16 protein-coding genes are annotated in these 15164 nt (G+C 70.3%); 13 read left to right on the top strand and 3 right to left on the bottom strand.

Annotated elements, in window-relative coordinates:
- The first annotated feature begins 60 nt into the window (after positions 1–60).
- The 4 genes from argH to MQE23_RS35745 all read left to right on the top strand — a co-directional run bounded on the left by argH (position 61) and on the right by MQE23_RS35745 (position 4766).
- Entirely contained in the window at positions 61–1494 is a 1434-nt protein-coding gene (gene argH / locus MQE23_RS35730) for an argininosuccinate lyase (protein ID WP_243381297.1), read from the top strand.
- A 143-nt stretch (positions 1495–1637) separates the two neighbouring features.
- Positions 1638–2609 (top strand): aldo/keto reductase, encoded by a 972-nt coding sequence (locus tag MQE23_RS35735; protein ID WP_020269493.1) that lies wholly within the window; start codon positions 1638–1640, stop codon positions 2607–2609.
- 85 nt (positions 2610–2694) lie between these two features.
- Positions 2695–3246, top strand: coding sequence for a TetR/AcrR family transcriptional regulator (locus tag MQE23_RS35740; protein ID WP_243381298.1), 552 nt, complete (start codon positions 2695–2697; stop codon positions 3244–3246).
- Positions 3243–4766: an MFS transporter gene (locus tag MQE23_RS35745; RefSeq protein WP_243381300.1), complete on the top strand. Its 1524-nt coding sequence runs from the start codon at positions 3243–3245 to the stop codon at positions 4764–4766. Before MQE23_RS35740 ends, MQE23_RS35745 begins: the two co-directional genes overlap by 4 nt.
- Before the next feature lie 35 nt (positions 4767–4801).
- Here the strand turns inward: MQE23_RS35745 and MQE23_RS35750 are convergent, their stop codons facing one another.
- Entirely contained in the window at positions 4802–5476 is a 675-nt protein-coding gene (locus MQE23_RS35750) for a lysophospholipid acyltransferase family protein (protein WP_020269491.1), read from the bottom strand.
- Between the two features lie 405 nt (positions 5477–5881).
- On the opposite strand from MQE23_RS35750, the gene MQE23_RS35755 reads away from it, so the two are divergent.
- The 3 genes from MQE23_RS35755 to MQE23_RS35765 all read left to right on the top strand — a co-directional run bounded on the left by MQE23_RS35755 (position 5882) and on the right by MQE23_RS35765 (position 8210).
- The gene (locus tag MQE23_RS35755) at positions 5882–7072 is read left to right on the top strand and encodes a glycerophosphodiester phosphodiesterase (RefSeq protein ID WP_020269490.1); all 1191 of its coding nucleotides are present in this window, start codon (positions 5882–5884) and stop codon (positions 7070–7072) included.
- Between the two features lie 88 nt (positions 7073–7160).
- Positions 7161–7667 carry a sigma-70 family RNA polymerase sigma factor gene (locus MQE23_RS35760; RefSeq protein ID WP_243381301.1) on the top strand — a complete coding sequence of 169 codons (507 nt, stop codon included), beginning with the start codon at positions 7161–7163 and terminating at the stop codon, positions 7665–7667.
- Positions 7668–7712: 45 nt separating this feature from the next.
- The gene (locus tag MQE23_RS35765; protein WP_020269488.1) at positions 7713–8210 is read left to right on the top strand and encodes a GNAT family N-acetyltransferase; all 498 of its coding nucleotides are present in this window, start codon (positions 7713–7715) and stop codon (positions 8208–8210) included.
- A gap of 67 nt (positions 8211–8277) precedes the next feature.
- On the opposite strand, the gene MQE23_RS35770 is transcribed toward MQE23_RS35765, so the two are convergent.
- Positions 8278–8706 (bottom strand): hypothetical protein, encoded by a 429-nt coding sequence (locus MQE23_RS35770; protein ID WP_243381303.1) that lies wholly within the window; start codon positions 8704–8706, stop codon positions 8278–8280.
- Positions 8687–9046: a hypothetical protein gene (locus MQE23_RS35775; protein WP_020269486.1), complete on the bottom strand. Its 360-nt coding sequence runs from the start codon at positions 9044–9046 to the stop codon at positions 8687–8689. Before MQE23_RS35775 ends, MQE23_RS35770 begins: the two co-directional genes overlap by 20 nt.
- A gap of 69 nt (positions 9047–9115) precedes the next feature.
- Between MQE23_RS35775 and MQE23_RS35780 the strand changes: the two genes are divergently transcribed.
- The 6 genes from MQE23_RS35780 to cbiE all read left to right on the top strand — a co-directional run bounded on the left by MQE23_RS35780 (position 9116) and on the right by cbiE (position 14911).
- Positions 9116–9766 (top strand): HAD family hydrolase, encoded by a 651-nt coding sequence (locus tag MQE23_RS35780; RefSeq protein WP_020269485.1) that lies wholly within the window; start codon positions 9116–9118, stop codon positions 9764–9766.
- Between the two features lie 386 nt (positions 9767–10152).
- Positions 10153–11187 carry an ATP-binding cassette domain-containing protein gene (locus MQE23_RS35785; protein ID WP_020269484.1) on the top strand — a complete coding sequence of 345 codons (1035 nt, stop codon included), beginning with the start codon at positions 10153–10155 and terminating at the stop codon, positions 11185–11187.
- Positions 11184–11891 carry a methionine ABC transporter permease gene (locus MQE23_RS35790; RefSeq protein ID WP_010045156.1) on the top strand — a complete coding sequence of 236 codons (708 nt, stop codon included), beginning with the start codon at positions 11184–11186 and terminating at the stop codon, positions 11889–11891. The genes MQE23_RS35785 and MQE23_RS35790 overlap by 4 nt, the downstream gene beginning before the upstream one ends.
- Positions 11892–11953: 62 nt before the next feature.
- Positions 11954–12772, top strand: a complete 819-nt coding sequence (locus MQE23_RS35795; protein ID WP_020269483.1) for a MetQ/NlpA family ABC transporter substrate-binding protein — start codon at positions 11954–11956, stop codon at positions 12770–12772.
- A 140-nt stretch (positions 12773–12912) separates the two neighbouring features.
- Positions 12913–13545 carry a GNAT family N-acetyltransferase gene (locus tag MQE23_RS35800; protein ID WP_020269482.1) on the top strand — a complete coding sequence of 211 codons (633 nt, stop codon included), beginning with the start codon at positions 12913–12915 and terminating at the stop codon, positions 13543–13545.
- A gap of 145 nt (positions 13546–13690) precedes the next feature.
- Complete coding sequence (gene cbiE, locus MQE23_RS35805; RefSeq protein ID WP_020269481.1) at positions 13691–14911, top strand: precorrin-6y C5,15-methyltransferase (decarboxylating) subunit CbiE; 1221 nt, start codon at positions 13691–13693, stop codon at positions 14909–14911.
- The last annotated feature ends 253 nt before the right edge of the window (positions 14912–15164 follow it).

A 15164-nucleotide genomic window follows, 5' to 3' on the forward strand; every position in this document is an offset into this window, starting at 1 on the left:
AACCCGGCGTGGGCATATAAAGGTCCGCGTCACATCCAAACCTCTCTAGGAGCAACGCAAGTGAGCAGCAACAGCGGTGACGTACGGCTCTGGGGCGGCCGTTTCGCCGACGGTCCCGCCGAGGCCCTGGCCAAGCTGTCCGCCTCCGTCCACTTCGACTGGCGGCTCGCGCCGTACGACATCGCCGGTTCGCGTGCGCACGCGCGCGTGCTGCACAAGGCGGGCCTGCTCACCGAGGACGAGCTGACCCGGATGATCGCCGGGCTCGACCAGCTGGAGGCGGACGTCGCCGACGGCTCCTTCGTGGGCACCATCGCCGACGAGGACGTGCACACCGCACTGGAGCGCGGCCTGCTGGAGCGGCTCGGCCCCGACCTCGGCGGCAAGCTGCGCGCGGGCCGCTCCCGCAACGACCAGGTCGCCACCCTGTTCCGCATGTACCTGCGCGACCACGCCCGCGTCATCGGCGGCCTGATCGCCGAGCTCCAGGACGCGCTGATCGGCCTGGCCGAGGCCCACCCGGACGTGGCGATGCCCGGCCGCACGCACCTCCAGCACGCCCAGCCCGTCCTCTTCGCGCACCACGTCCTCGCCCACGTCCAGTCCCTGTCCCGGGACGCGGAGCGGCTGCGCCAGTGGGACGCGCGCACGGCGGTGTCGCCCTACGGCTCGGGCGCGCTGGCGGGCTCCTCGCTGGGCCTGGACCCGGAGGCGGTGGCGAAGGACCTCGGCTTCGAGCACGGCAGCTCGGGCAACTCCATCGACGGCACGGCGTCCCGGGACTTCGTCGCCGAGTTCGCGTTCATCACGGCGATGATCGGCGTCAACCTCTCCCGGATCGCCGAGGAGGTCATCCTCTGGAACACGAAGGAGTTCTCCTTCGTGACCCTGCACGACGCGTTCTCGACGGGCTCGTCGATCATGCCGCAGAAGAAGAACCCGGACATCGCCGAGCTGGCCCGTGGCAAGTCCGGCCGTCTGATCGGCAACCTGACGGGCCTGCTGGCCACGCTCAAGGCCCTCCCGCTCGCGTACAACCGCGACCTCCAGGAGGACAAGGAGCCCGTCTTCGACTCCATCGACCAGCTGGAGATCCTGCTGCCGGCCTTCACCGGCATGATGGCCACCCTCACCGTCCACCGGGAGCGCATGGAGGAACTGGCCCCCGCCGGTTTCTCCCTCGCCACGGACATCGCCGAGTGGCTGGTCAAGCAGGGCGTCCCGTTCCGCGTCGCCCACGAGGTGGCGGGTGAGTGCGTGAAGGTCGCCGAGGGCGAGGGCAAGGAACTGGACGAGCTGACGGACGAGCAGTTCGCGAAGATCTCGTCCCACCTCACCCCGGAGGTCCGCTCGGTCCTCAACGTCCCCGGAGCCCTGGCCTCCCGTAACGGCAGGGGCGGCACGGCCCCGAGCGCGGTCGCGATCCAGCTGGCAGAGGTGAAGGCGGACGTGGCGGCCCAGCGCGAATGGGCTCTGGCCAAGAAGAAGAGCTGAGACCTCAGGGGCGCGGGGAACTGCGCGAGCAACCAAGCACTACCCGCACCCGCAAACAAACAACAAGCCCCGAGCTCTGAGGCGAAGGTCATCCCGAGGGTTACGTTGGTCGAAAGCCGCAGCCGACCGAACGGAGCCTCCGGATGCCCTTCGCCCGCCTGGCCAATGCAACAACCCCCACCTGCCACATCGGCCTCGGCCTCGCCGCCGTCGGACGCCCCGGCTACATCAACCTGGGCCGCGATCAGGACCTGCCGGCAGAGCGCACGGTCGACGCTCTACGCGAGCGCACACATGAACTCCTGGACGCCGCCTACGCACAGGGCGTCCGCTACTTCGACGCCGCCCGCTCCTACGGCCGCTCGGAAGAGTTCCTCGCCGACTGGCTGAACACGAGGCCCGGCCTCGATGACATCGTCGTGGGCAGCAAATGGGGCTACACCTACACCGCCGACTGGTCCACGGACGCCGAGACGCACGAGGTCAAGGACCACACCCTCGCCACCTACGAACGGCAGCGCGCCGAGAGCGACGCCCTGCTCGGTGACCGGCTCGACCTCTACCAGATCCACTCGGTGACCCCGGACAGCCCGGCCCTCACCGACAAGGAACTGCACGCGAAGCTCGCCGAAGCCGCCGCCCGGGGACTCACCATCGGCTTCTCCACCAGCGGTCCCGCCCAGGCGGACGCGATCCGCGCCGCCCTCGCTGTAACGGTCGACGGCGAACCCCTCTTCCGTACCGTCCAGTCGACGTACAACGCGCTGGAGACCTCCGCCGCGCCCGCCCTCGCCGAGGCGCACGACGCCGGGCTCACCGTGATCGTCAAGGAGGGCATGGCCAACGGCCGGCTCGCCGGGCCGCACGCGCCGGGCGTCCTGAAGGAGATCGCCGAGGAGACCGGGCTGGGCTGCGACGCCGTCGCCCTTGCGGTGATCCTCCGGCAGCCCTGGGCCGGCGTCGTCCTCTCCGGCGCGGCGACCACGACCCAGCTCGCCTCCAATCTGCACGCGGCGGTCGTCGACCTCGACGACGACCAGCTGACCCGTCTGGCCACGCTGGTCGAGGAACCTCACGTGTACTGGGAGCGGCGCGGGCAGCTGCCCTGGCACTGATCGCCATCTCTCCGTGAAACGACAGCCGTGAGTCACGCATGCCCAGGGTGAGACATTCATGTCTCATATGAAGTATGGTTGTCTCATGGCTGTCGATCCTGACCATGTGCTGCGCGCCGCCGCGGCCCTGCTGACCCACAAAGCCACCGCGACCATGGACGAGGTCGCGAAGGCCGCCGGGATCAGCCGCGCCACGCTGCACCGCCACTTCGCCGGGCGGGACGCCCTCGTCCGCGCGCTGGAGTCGCTGGGCATCGCCGAATGCGAGGCCGCGCTGGACGCCGCCCGGCTCGACGAGGGCACGGCGAGCGAGGCCGTACGCCGGCTGGTCGGGGCCATCGAGCCCGCCGCCGGGCTGCTCGGGTTCCTCTACACCGAGAACCAGCTGTTCGAGGGCGAGGAGCAGAACGCGGGCTGGACGCTGATCGACGAGCGGATCTCCGCACTGTTCCGGCGCGGCCAACTCGGCGGAGAGTTCCGCATCGACCTCACGCCGGCCTGGCTCACCGAGGCGCTCTACGGCCTGCTGGCCTCCGGCGCCTGGATGGTGCAGAGCGGCAAGGGCGCCCCCAAGGACTTCCAGCACATGATCGTCGAGCTGCTGCTCGGCGGCGCACTACGGAGAGAGGAATCATGACCAGCACCCTGCAGCCGGCCGAGACGGCCGAGGCGGTGACGCGCCCGGGCCGCTGGCTCGCGCTCGGCGTCCTCGTGCTCGCCGTGCTGCTGGTGGCCGTGGACGCGACCGTCCTGGGTCTCGCGACCCCCTACATCAGCGAGGACCTCAAGCCCTCCGGCACGCAGCTGTTGTGGATCGGCGACGTGTACTCGTTCGTCATCGCCGGTCTGCTCGTCTCCATGGGCAGCCTCGGCGACCGTATCGGCCGCAAGCGGATCCTGCTGGTCGGTGCCACGGCGTTCGGTGCGATATCCGTGGTCAACGCCTACGCCACGACACCCGAGATGATGATCGTGGCGCGAGCGCTGCTCGGAGTCGCCGGCGCGACCCTGATGCCGGCCACGCTCGCCCTGATCCGCAACCTCTTCCACGACCCGCGCGAACGCAGTCTCGCCGTCGGTATCTGGGGCGCCACCGCCTCCGCCGGTACGGCCGTCGGCCCGATCGTCGGCGGGTTCCTGCTGGAGCACTTCTGGTGGGGCTCGGTCTTCCTGATCAACCTGCCCGTGATGGCCGTCCTGGTCCTCGTCGGCATCAAGCTGCTGCCCGAGTCGCGCACCGCGAACCCCGGTCCCTGGGACCTGGTCAGCGTCGTGCTGTCGCTGGTCGGCATGGTCGGTGTGGTGTACGCGGTCAAGGAGGCCGCCGCGCATGGCTTCGCGTGGGCCACCCTGGCCGCCGGCCTGCTGGGCGCCGCCGCCCTCTACGGCTTCATACGCCGCCAGCTCACGCTTCCGGCCCCGCTGCTGGACATGCGCCTGTTCCGTCATCGCGGCTTCAGCGGGGCGGTGCTGGCCGACCTGCTGACCATCCTCGGCCTGTCCGGGCTGGTGTTCTTCCTCTCCCAGTACCTGCAACTCGTCCAGGGCAGGCGCCCGTTCGAGGCGGGCCTGGCGGAGCTGCCCGCCGCGATCGGCGCGGTGGTGGCCGGTCTGCTCGCGGGGCGGGCCGCCCGGCGCTTCTCGGTGCGGGCCGTCGTCTCCGGGGGGCTCGCGGCGATCGGCTTCGCCCTGGCCGCGCTCACGGTGATCGGCCAGTCCACCGGCTACCCGCTGCTCGGGGCCGCGCTGCTGGTGGTCGGGGTTGGGGCCGGTTTCTCGTTCACCGTGACCGCCGACGTGATTCTCTCCAGCGTGCCAAAGGAGCAGGCGGGTTCCGCGTCCGCCGTGTCCGAGACGGCGTACGAACTCGGTGCGGCCCTCGGCATCGCCGTGCTCGGCTCGATCGTGACCGGCGTCTACAGCGACTTCACCGGCCCGGCAGGTACACCGGCCGCGGCCCACGAGTCACTGGGGGGCGCCGTCGAGGCGGCGGGGAGCATGCCCGCCCACACCTCCGCCGTGATGCTGGACGCGGCCCGCACGTCCTTCGTGGACGGCTTGGCGCTGGCGGCGGGAGCAGGCGCGGCGGTACTGCTCGCCGCGGCGGTCGCAGCATGGTTCATGCTGCGCGGCCAACGGCTCGACAGCCGGCCTTGAGGGGTGCGGGGCCGTGCCTGAGAAGCCGAACGGCCCTACGCGGCCTCTTTGGCCTTGCTCGCGTACATGTCCACGTACTCCTGCCCGGACAACCGCATGACCTCGCTCATCACCGAGTCGGTCACAGCCCGCAGCACGTACCGGTCGCGGTCCATCCCCTCGTACCGGGAGAACTCCATCGCCTCACCGAACCGGACGGTGACCTTCCCCGGCCGCGGCAGCCCCGCCCCGCCCGGCTGAAGCCTGTCCGTACCGATCATCGCGAACGGCACCACCGGTGCTCCCGTCATGAGCGTGAGCCGGGCGATCCCGGTACGCCCCCGGTACAGCCGGCCGTCGGGCGAGCGCGTGCCCTCCGGGTAGATGCCGAAGACCTTGCCCTCCTCCAGCACCCGGCGCCCGGTCATCAGCGCGGCGACCCCGCCACGGCCGCCGTCACGGTCCACGGGGATCATGCCGACGCCGGTGAAGAACCAGGCCATCAGCCGGCCCTTGAAGCCCTTGCCGGTCACGTACTCGTCCTTGCCGATGAAGAAGACCTGACGGTCGCAGACCAGCGGCAGGATCATCGAGTCGATGAACGTCAGGTGGTTGCCGGCCAGGATGACCGGACCGTCGCCGGGAATGTGCTCCGCACCTTCCACCTGAGGGCGGAACATCAGGCGCATGATCGGGCCGAGCACTGCCTTGATGAGCGCGAAGCGGGACAACGGACCCTCCGGTGTCAAGGGATTCTGTATGAGTCTGTGCAGGTGAGGACGATACTCGCGGCCCCGGGGATCGCGCACATCGGGCACGGCTGCTTAACCGAGGCCTTACGTACTGTTGACGCGTGTTTACCTGCGGTGACGCGCCATGGACGGTACGTAACCCGGCCGCCACATGTGACGGACGTCGCTCCCCGGGCGTATCGGACGCGTTCCCAGAACCGCCGCACCGAATCGCCGGGACGCGACGAACCCCGACGAGCCTCCGACGGGTCGTCAGTTCGCCGCCCCCACCAGCCACTACGACATCCTTCGTCACCCGCGTGTTCCGCCCGGCGTCTCCCACTCGTCATGTACGCGCCCGTACGATCGGCCCGCACGGACGAGCTCACGGCAGGGAGGGCGCTCATGGGAACGCAGAGGCCGAACGAGGAAACGAGCGGAACCGGACGGCGGGCCCTGCTCGGCGCGGCGGTCCTCGGCGCCGGGGGAGCGGTCCTCGGCATGGCCGGCACGGCGAGAGCCGACGGCGCCCGGCCCGGTGGCGGACCGGGCGGGTACGGCGTGCAGGGCGGGCTGAAGAGCCTGCCCAAGCCGACGATCGTCGGCCACCGCGGCGCCAGCGGCTACCGTCCGGAGCACACCTTCGGCTCGTACCAGCTGGCCCTCGACCTGGGCGCCGACATCGTCGAGGCGGGCGATCTGGTCCCGACGAAGGACGGGCACCTGGTCTGCCGTCACGAGCCGGAGATCGGCGGCACCACGGACGTCGCCGACCACCCCGAGTTCGCCGACCGCAAGAAGACCAAACTCCTCGACGGCGTCTCCACCACCGGCTGGTTCACCGAGGACTTCACGCTCGCCGAGCTGAAGACCCTGCGCGCGATCGAGCGCATCCCGGCCAACCGCCCGCACAACACCCTCTACAACGGCCGCTGGGAGATCCCCACCTTCGAAGAGGTCCTGAAGTGGCAGGACGAGCAGACCCGCGCACGCGGCAAGCAGGTGTGGATCTACCCCGAGCTCAAGCACCCCACCTACTTCCGCAAGCAGGGCCTGCCCCTGGAGGAGCGGGTCGCCAAGCTGCTGGGCAAGCACCGCAAGGACCGGCGCACCTCCCCGGTCATCATCCAGTCCTTCGAGCCGACCAGCATCGAGCGCCTGAACAAGCTCGTCGACAACCCCCTGGTCGTCCTGCTGTCCTCGGCGGACAGCCGCCCCTGGGACTTCGTCGAGACGGGCGACCCGCGCACCGTCGCCGACCTGGTCAAGCCGGCCGGCTTGCGGGAGATCGCCTCCTACGCGCAGGGAATCGGCCCGACCCTGGACCTGGTCATCCCGCGCGACGCCAAGGGCAGCCTCACGCAGCCGACGACACTCGTCCGGGACGCCCACAAGGTGGGTCTGATCCTGCACCCCTGGACGCTGCGCAACGAGAACCCCTTCCTGCCCGCGAACTTCCGCAAGGGCACGGACGCGGACGCCTACGGTGACGTCTTCGGCGCGTACCAGGCGTATTTCGCGACCGGTATCGACGGCGTCTTCACCGACCAGCCCGACACGGGCGTGCTGGCCCGCGAGGACTTCGTCGGCCACTGAGCGTCAACATCCGAGTTCACACCCCTCGGTCGGGTGAGCTTCGGCCGCCCGGGCAACCCACGGCCCGGGCGGCCGCGTCGCTCCGCATATGACGCCCGACCTGGTCACCGCCCTGCGTCCGCTGCTCACCGCCGAGGCCTCCGCGGAGGCATATGCCGCCGGAACCGATGCGGGTGACCTGGAGCAGGCGGTCTGGCTCCGGCTGCTGGAGCGCCTCGACGCCGATGGCCCGCCGCTCGACCCGCAGGAATGGCTCCGCCGAGCCGTCCGCTCGGAAGTGCGCCGCGCCCGCCGTACGAGCCGCCTCGAACGGCCGTACGCCGTCGAACCGGTCGATGACGGCGACCGCGGCCCCGAACAGCTCGCCCTCGCCGCGGCCCGGGGCCGTGCCCTGCGCGCGGCAGTACGCCGCCTCCCGGGCCGCTGCCCCCGGCTCATGGAGGCACTGCTCTCTCCCGAGGACCTGACATACCGGGAAATCGCGGGGGAGTTGGGTATCTCACAGGGCAGTCTTGGCCCGGAACGTTCCAGATGCCTGGGATGTCTGCGCAGATTGCTGGCGCCGGAGGTTGCGGCCCGCTGGGGAGGGGGATAGGAGTGAGGAACGACAGGTGATCAGATGAGCGGGAGGCGTGCGCACATGGGCATGAGCGTGACCATCTCTGCGGCGGCCGAGCAGGACGCGGAGCAGATCTTCAGGCTGCAATACCTGTGTTTCCAGTCGGAGGCGGCGCTGTACGGGAATTACCGCATCGACCCGCTCGTCCAAACCCTCGACTCGGTCCGCGAGGAGGTCGCCCGCGACTGCGTCTTCGTGGCCAGGCTCGGCGACGAGGTCGTCGGCTCGGTCCGCGGCTCGGTCACCGAGGACGGCGCCGCCGCGATCGGCAAGCTCTGCGTCCACCCCCGCCTCCAGGGCCACGGCATCGGTGCCCGCCTGCTCCGAGCGGCCGAATCGGCCCTCGCCGACCAGCACGGCGCCACCCGCTTCCGCCTCCACACCGGCCACCGCAGCGAGGGCAACCTCCGCCTCTACCGCAAGGTGGGCTACGAGACCGTCGGCACGTCCCAGGGCGCGGACGGCGTACCGATGATCGTCCTGGAGAAGCCGGCCAGTACCTACGCAGCGACGGCTTGAGTCTCGCCCCTAGGGGCGCGGGGAACTGCGCGAGCAACCACACATGGCCCGCGGCCGCCTGATCACCTCAGGCGGCATCCTCCTGCCGCGCACGCGACTTCCGCAGCCAGTAGATCGCCGATACCGGCAGCAGAATCGGGATGAACACATAACCCATCCCGAAGTCCGACCACACGGTCGCGTCAGGAAATGCCGACGGCTCGACCAGCGTCCACGTCCCCACCGTCAGCACACCCACCAACTCCGCGACACAACACACAAGCGCAACCCGCCGGGCCGTCTCCCCACCCCGCACCAGCGAGTACGTGATGAACCCGTACACCACACCGACCACCGCCGACAGCGAGTACGCGAGCGGCGCCCGGTCGAACTCCGTCGCGATCTGATACGCGGACCGCGACACCGCGCCCACGACCATCACGCCGTACAGCCACACCAGCAGCGTGCCCGGCCCACTGGTCAGCCGCCGGCTCACCTCAGCCTCCCCAGATGTCATAGAGCCGCACCTCCAGCACAGCCAGCACCACACCGCCGGCGGCGACCGTCACCGAACCCCACCGCGTGCGCTCCGCCAGCGACATGAACCCCGCCGCCGGGACACACGCGAACGCCCCGAGCAGATACGCCACGAAGATCGTCGTGCCCTGCTCCGGCTTCTCGCCCTGCGCCAGCAGCACGATCCCCACAACCAGCTGGACCAGTGTCAGCAGCGTGACCACGGCCATCCCGATGAAGTGCCAGTCCTTCGTCGGCTGGTCACGGAAGGCGGCCCAGCCGCACCAGGCGGCGAGCAGCAGCGCGGCGACGCCGGTCACCAGCGTCAGGGCATCAAGCATGCTGCGACCTTATTACGGCCGAAAAGGCCCGATGCCTGCGGCCCTGGCCTGCACCGTAGGGTCGAGGGCATGAAGATCCACGCGCACGCTCTGCTGTTCGACAACGACGGAACCCTGGTCTCCTCCCTCGCCTCGGTGGACCGCTGCTGGACGCGGTGGGCCACGGAGTACGGGATCACGCCCGAGGAGTTCGCCCGGGTCGAGCTGCACGGCCGGCCGGCCGCCGAAATAGCCGCCGACCTGTTGCCCGCCGGCGTGGTGCCGCAGGCCGTCGCGCGGATCGAGGACCTGGAGGTGGAGGACGTACCCAACGGCGGGGTGCACCTGCTGCCGGGGACCCGCGCCTTCCTCGACGCCCTGCCGGCGGAGCGCTGGGCCGTCGTCACCTCCGCCACCCGGCGGCTGGCCGAGGCCCGGCTCGACGCCGTCGGCATCCTGCCCAAGACGCTCGTCGCCGCCGACGACGTCACCCGCGGCAAGCCCGACCCCGAGCCCTACCTGCTCGCCGCCCGCACCCTCGGCGTCGACCCCGCCCGGTGTGTCGTCTTCGAGGACGCCCCCGCGGGCCTGACGGCCGGCCGCGCCGCCGGGATGACCACCGTGGCGTTGACCACAACCCACCAGGCCCACGAGCTCCAGGCCGACCTGGTGGTCGAGAACCTGTCGGCCCTGTCCGCACTGGTCACCGAGGAGGGTCTGGAGATCTCCCTCCGCGACTGACGGAAGCCGGCTGATCCCGGCCCTTGTCCACCGCTGTCCAGCATCCGGACAGCGGCGGCCGGTCAGGACCGTACGCATGTTTTACTGACGGCATGACCACGACGAGCGACCGCATCCCCGCGACCGAGGCGACCATGACGCCCGGTGCTCGTTGTATGTGTCGAATGTGCGCCTTCTAGAGGGCCCCCGCACCACCCCCTGAGCTCGCGCCCCGAAGCGAGACAGCGGCATGTCCGCACGCCCTGAGCGGTGCGTGACACCAAGCCGCCCGCGCACATGTTCTCCCCGGTTCCCCGCCCCAGCGAGAACCGTGTCGCGTCCCTGAACGAATGCCTCTGTGCCCGGGCACACCCACGCCCGCGCACTCGACAGTGACGGAAACCCACGTGATCACCACAACGGACCTGACCAAGGTCTACCGTTCGCGCGGCCGCGAGGTCACCGCCCTGGACGGCGTCGACCTGCACGTCCGCGAAGGCGAGGTGTACGGCGTCATCGGCCAGTCCGGCGCCGGCAAGTCCTCGCTCATCCGCTGCGTCAACCTCCTGGAGCGCCCCACCTCCGGCACCGTGACGGTCGCCGGACAGGACCTCACCGCCCTGGCCGGCCGCGGCCCGCGCGCCGGAAAGGAACTGCGGCAGGCGCGCAGCCGGATCGGCATGGTCTTCCAGCACTTCAACCTGCTGTCCTCCCGGACCGTCCAGGACAACGTCGAACTGCCGCTGGAGATCCTCGGAAAGTCCGGCACGGAACGTTCCCGCAAGGCACTGGAGCTGCTCGACCTGGTCGGTCTCGCCGACAAGGCCAAGGCCTACCCGGCGCAGCTCTCCGGCGGCCAGAAGCAGCGCGTCGGCATCGCCCGCGCCCTGGCCGGCGACCCGAAGGTGCTGCTGTCCGACGAGGCCACCAGCGCCCTCGACCCGGAGACCACCCGCTCGATCCTGGCGCTGCTGCGCGACCTCAACCGGCAGCTCGGCCTGACCGTCCTGCTCATCACGCACGAGATGGACGTCGTGAAGTCGGTCTGCGACTCGGCCGCGCTCATGGAGAACGGCCGCATCGTCGAGGCGGGCACGGTCAGCGAGCTCCTGGCCACGCCCGGTTCCGAACTGGCCGCCGCGCTGTTCCCGCTCGACGGCGAGGCCTCCGGCGAGGACCGCACCGTCGTCGACGTCACCTTCCAGGGTGAGAGCGCGACCCAGCCCGTCATCTCGCAGCTCGCCCGGACCTACAACATCGACATATCGATCCTCGGCGCCGCCATCGACACCGTCGGCGGCCTCCAGGTCGGCCGGATGCGCATCGAACTGCCCGGCCGCTACGAGGACAACGTCGTGCCGATCGGCTTCCTGCGGGAGAAGGGCCTCCAGGTCGACGTCCCGGGCCGCGAGGCCGTACTGGCGAAGGAGGGTGCCAAGTGACCTGGTCCGAGATGCAGCCCCTGCTGGAACAGGCGTGTTGGGACACGCTCTACATGGTCGGCTGGTCCACGCTCATCGCCGTCGTCGGCGGACTGCCGCTCGGGATCCTGCTGGTCCTGACCGACCGCGGCGGCCTGCTCCAGAACCTCGTCGCGAACAAGGTCATCGGGCAGATCGTGAACATCGCCCGCTCGCTGCCGTTCATCATCCTGATGGTCGCGCTGATGACCTTCACCCGCTGGATCACCGGCACCACCATCGGCCGCGAGGCCGCCATCGTGCCGCTCGCCATCGGCGCCATCCCCTTCTTCGCGCGCCTGGTCGAGACGGCCGTCCGCGAAGTGGACCACGGGCTCGTCGAGGCCGTGCAGGCCATGGGCGGCAACACCTGGACCGTCGTCCGCAAGGTCCTCGTGCCCGAGTCTCTGCCGTCGCTGATCTCCAGCACCACCACCACGATCGTCGCCCTCATCGGCTACTCGGCGATGGCGGGCACCGTCGGCGCCGGCGGCCTCGGCGACATCGCCATCCGCTACGGCTACCAGCGCTTCGAGACCCAGCTGATGTGGATCACCGTCGCGATCCTCGCCGTCGTCATCTCGGTCATCCAGTTCGCGGGCGACTACGCGGCCCGGTCCCTGCACCGCCGCGGCGCCCACTCGGGCCCCGCCCCGAAACTGCGGCTGCTCAAAGCCGCCTCCTGAACTCCCCGTTCACCCATAACGGGGTCGCACCACTCGCAAGGCCATAAGGAAAGGCACTTTTCGTGCGTAACACCGCCAAGATCACCACCGCCGTCCTCGCCGCCGGAGCCCTCACCCTCGGGCTCAGCGCCTGCGGCGCCGGCGACTCCGGCTCCGACGGACCCCTGATCGTCGCCGCCAGTCCCGTCCCGCACGCCGAGATCCTCAACTACGTCAAGGACAACCTGGCGAAGAAGGAGGGCCTGGACCTCCAGGTCAAGGAGTTCACCGACTACGTCACGCCGAACACGGCGACGCAGGACGGCTCCGTGGGCGCCAACTACTTCCAGAACAAGCCGTACCTCGACGACTTCAACAAGAAGAACGGCACCGACATCGTGCCCGTCGTCACGGTCCACCTGGAGCCGCTCGGCCTCTACTCCCACAAGGTCAAGAAGGCCGACGACCTGAAGAGCGGTGCGACCGTCGCCATCCCCAACGACACGGTCAACGAGGCCCGCGCCCTCAAGCTCCTCGCCGCCAACGGGCTCATCACCCTCAAGGCGGGCGTCGGCAACGAGGCGACCCCCTCCGACATCACCAAGAACCCCAAGAACCTCAAGTTCAAGGAGCTGGAGGCGGCCCAGACGCCGCGCTCCCTCGACGACGTGGACGCCGCCGTCGTCAACGGCAACTACGCCATCGAGTCCGACCTCAAGCCGTCGAAGGACGCCCTCGTCCTGGAGTCCCCGAAGAACAACCCGTACGGCAACTTCCTCGCCGTGAAGAAGGGTGAGGAGAACGACCCGCGCGTGAAGAAGCTCGCGAAGCTCCTCACCTCGCCCGAGGTGAAGAAGTTCATCCAGGACAAGTACGCCGGCTCCGTGCTCGCCTCCTTCTGAGCCCGCGCCCGGCACCCGTCCCGCACGGGGTCCTCCCTCACCGGGTGGGGGAGGGCCCCGTGGTGCGGATCAGTGCTTTCATGCTGCATGCTGGGCAGTTCAGCAGGCCCTGAAGGTTCACCGAAGGTTACGGAGCGCGCATGACGAGCACCTTTCCCAACGTCTCCATCAGCACGGAGCGGTTGGTCCTGCGCCCCTTCGAGGAGCCGGACATCCAGTCGTTCGCCGACATGATGAACGACGAGCTCGTCACCGCCTGGACCACCGTCCCGCACCCCTACACGGAGGCCCACGCCCGCTCCTGGATCACCGAACAGGCCCCCGCCGAGCGGGCCGAGGGCCGCGGCATCGTCTTCGCCGTCACCGAGTTCCTCACCCAGCGCCTCGTCGGCGTCGTCCACATCCGGAACACCGACTGGCGGATCCGCTCCAGCGAGATCTCCTACGTCATCGCCCCCTGGGCCCGCGGCGAGGGCTACGCCTCCGAGGCGGCGCTCATCACCGCGCAGTGGCTCTTCAACGACCAGAAATTCGAGCGCCTCGAACTGCGCACCCCGGCCGACAACACCGCCTCCCAGCAGGTGGCCCAGAAGATCGGCTGCATCAGCGAGGGAGTGCTGCGCGGCGCCTGGATAGCCCGGGCCCGGACGGACGACGGCGAGTGGACCGAGGTGCGCACCGACCTGATCGTCTGGAGCCTGCTTCCCGAGGACCTGGAAGGCGTCGGCGACCAGCTGCCCGGCGGCTTCACGTCCTTCGGCGACTGGAACTGACGCAGGCGACCGGAACGGACACCGCGCGCGACGGCACTGCCGCCCCTTCCGGCGGGTTCACCGGGTACTCTCACGGAGCCCGCCTGCGGGCAGCTCATCACACGGCACACACACGACCTGCGAAAACCCCTGGAGACTGACGACGATGGCCGACCGGGTCACGGTGATCGGCTGGGACGGTTCGCCGCTGACCACCGCGGCACGCGCCGCCCTGGGTGCCGCCACGCTCGTGGCGGGTGCCGCCCACCACCTGGCGCTCCCCGAGGTACCCGCCGGCGCCGAGCGCATCCGCCTCGGCAGCGTCGCACTCGCCGCCCGCCGCATCGCCGGCCACCGCGGCACGGCCGTCGTGCTCGCCGACGGCGACCCCGGCTTCTTCGGCGTCGTACGCACCCTGCGCGCCCCCGAGTTCGGCCTCGAAGTGGAGGTCGTCCCCGCCGTCTCCTCGGTCGCCGCCGCCTTCGCCCGCGCCGGCATGCCCTGGGACGACGCCCAGGTGGTCGTCGCACACCGCCGCACCCTGCGCCGCGCGGTGAACGTGTGCCGCGCCCACACCAAGGTGGCCGTTCTCACCTCACCCGGCGCCGGCCCCGCCGAACTCGGACTGCTCCTCGAAGGAGTCCACCGCTCCTTCGTCATCTGCGAGGAACTCGGCACCGCACACGAGCGGGTCAGCGTCGTCACCTCCGACAAGGCCGCCGACCACACCTGGCGCGACCCCAACGTCGTCATCGTCCTCGGCGGCCCGGCCGGACCCGGCACCGCGGGGGAGACCGGCGGCTGGATCGCCGGCCGCGACCCGTCCGCCGGACCACGAGGCTGGTCCCTGCCCGCCGACGCGTACGGCGGTGACCTCAAAGAGGGCGAGACGCAGCTGCTGCGCGCCTCCCAACTCGCCCGCCTCGGACCGCGTGTCGGTGACCTCGTGTGGGACATCGGCTGCGGCAGCGGAGCCTTCGCCGTCGAGGCCGCGCGCGCCGGCGCCGCCGTCCTCGCGGTCGACAGCGACCGGGCGGCCTGCGCCCGCACCGACGTGGCCGCCCGCCGCCTCGGCGTCCAGCTCCAGATCGTGCACGGCACCGCCCCGCACGTCCTGGAGAACCTGCCCGAACCCGACGTCGTTCGCGTCGGCGGCGGGGGAGCGGCCGTCGTCTCGGCCGTCGCCGACCGCCGCCCGCAGCGCATCGTCACGCACGCCGCCACCCGGGACGCCGCCGAACTCATCGGCCGGGACCTGACGGAGCACGGATACGGCGTCGAGTGCGCCCTGCTCCAGTCCGTCGAACTCGACACCCGGGCCTGGACGGAGAAGGAACGGAGCGTCGCGTTCCTGCTCAGCGGGGTACTGCCCCGGCGCAGCGCCTGACCCCGCCGCCGTCCCCGTGATCGGGTTGTCGTACTGCGCGCGGTAGGCTGGCCGATCGCTGCACCGCACGCGGACGTCCGGCAGTTCGTCGGCCAATGTCCGGAAAACCCGCCCGTTTTGGGGGGAGTGTGGTACGGCAGAACCGGAGGACGCGCAACGTGGCGCAGTCCACAGTGGAACCGTCGCGGATCAAGCTGCCGTGACGGTGCTTCGGCCGCAACAATGCCAGTGAGTGGCTTTGTCGCCTTTTCCG

The sequence above is a fragment of the Streptomyces sp. HP-A2021 genome, assembly GCF_022807935.1.
GTDB classification, from domain to species: domain Bacteria; phylum Actinomycetota; class Actinomycetes; order Streptomycetales; family Streptomycetaceae; genus Streptomyces; species Streptomyces afghaniensis.

Bases quoted from the DNA above. Each gene is read 5' to 3' on its own strand.
- MQE23_RS35735 (WP_020269493.1), top strand. From the start codon at position 1,638: ATGCCCTTCGCCCGCCTGGCCAATGCAACAACCCCCACCTGCCACATC.
- MQE23_RS35740 (WP_243381298.1), top strand. From the start codon at position 2,695: ATGGCTGTCGATCCTGACCATGTGCTGCGCGCCGCCGCGGCCCTGCTG.
- MQE23_RS35745 (WP_243381300.1), top strand. From the start codon at position 3,243: ATGACCAGCACCCTGCAGCCGGCCGAGACGGCCGAGGCGGTGACGCGC.
- MQE23_RS35755 (WP_020269490.1), top strand. From the start codon at position 5,882: ATGGGAACGCAGAGGCCGAACGAGGAAACGAGCGGAACCGGACGGCGG.
- MQE23_RS35760 (WP_243381301.1), top strand. From the start codon at position 7,161: ATGACGCCCGACCTGGTCACCGCCCTGCGTCCGCTGCTCACCGCCGAG.
- MQE23_RS35765 (WP_020269488.1), top strand. From the start codon at position 7,713: ATGGGCATGAGCGTGACCATCTCTGCGGCGGCCGAGCAGGACGCGGAG.
- MQE23_RS35770 (WP_243381303.1), bottom strand. From the start codon at position 8,706: ATGACATCTGGGGAGGCTGAGGTGAGCCGGCGGCTGACCAGTGGGCCG.
- MQE23_RS35775 (WP_020269486.1), bottom strand. From the start codon at position 9,046: ATGCTTGATGCCCTGACGCTGGTGACCGGCGTCGCCGCGCTGCTGCTC.
- MQE23_RS35780 (WP_020269485.1), top strand. From the start codon at position 9,116: ATGAAGATCCACGCGCACGCTCTGCTGTTCGACAACGACGGAACCCTG.
- MQE23_RS35800 (WP_020269482.1), top strand. From the start codon at position 12,913: ATGACGAGCACCTTTCCCAACGTCTCCATCAGCACGGAGCGGTTGGTC.
- cbiE (WP_020269481.1), top strand. From the start codon at position 13,691: ATGGCCGACCGGGTCACGGTGATCGGCTGGGACGGTTCGCCGCTGACC.